General features: G+C 69.5%; 1 protein-coding gene. It reads right to left on the bottom strand.

Translation table 11 applies throughout. The features are described 5' to 3' along the window. A partial coding sequence (locus tag BMG07_RS40910) for a four-carbon acid sugar kinase family protein (protein ID WP_307867344.1) occupies positions 1-697 on the bottom strand: 697 nt, incomplete at its 3' end. Positions 698-711 lie beyond the last annotated feature (14 nt).

Genomic DNA, 711 nt, shown 5'->3' with positions numbered 1-711 from the left:
TTCCGGCAAGAACAAGCACGGGACCTCGTGCGGGCGCGACGACACGCTGCATCGGTTCAATGCCGGTACACGGGCCCAAAGCAGGAGCCAGTGCGTCGACCACGCTGCTGGGTCCTGCCGTGAGCAAAGTGTGGCGCTGTGCCCGGGCCCACAGCACCTGTCCGATGGTCGCGAGCTGTGCGGCATCGGCCACGTCGAACAGCACCGCGTCTGAAGACATTGCGGATGAGAGGGGGCGAAGCGCGCGTTGCAGCGCTTCTTCGAGTGCCTTGCCGCCCTTGGACGCGGCCGTGAACGGGATGGAGTGCACACCGGCCAGACCCTGTCTGGCCAGATGCAGCCGCAGGTCCGCCTCGTGCATCGGCGTCACCGGGTGCCGGCTCATCGTCGGGTGGCGGTCGATGCGGAACACCTCGCCGCCGGCGCCCGCCGCTGCGAACAGGTTGCCGAACAGGCAATGCCGGCCGAGATTCGGTTGCCCCCCGACGATCGCCGTCCAAGGCGCTTCGACCGCGCCGCGCAAGGCGCGAACCGCGGCGCCGATCGAGCCGATGTGCGGGGAGCTGTCGAAGGTCGAGCAGGTCTTGTAATGCAGCACGCGGGCGCCGAGCGAGCGGAACAGCGCGGCGACGGGGGCCAGTTCGCGCTGCATTTCCTGCGGCGTCATCGTGCGCGCCGCTCCCGCGATGCCCAGCACGTCGAGCGGGCCAA

Origin of the sequence: Variovorax sp. E3 (assembly GCF_016082275.1) — a bacterium.
Classification (GTDB): domain Bacteria; phylum Pseudomonadota; class Gammaproteobacteria; order Burkholderiales; family Burkholderiaceae_C; genus Variovorax.
Note: the sequence above shows the minus strand (reverse complement) of the source record. Positions and strands in the feature narration are given on the sequence as shown.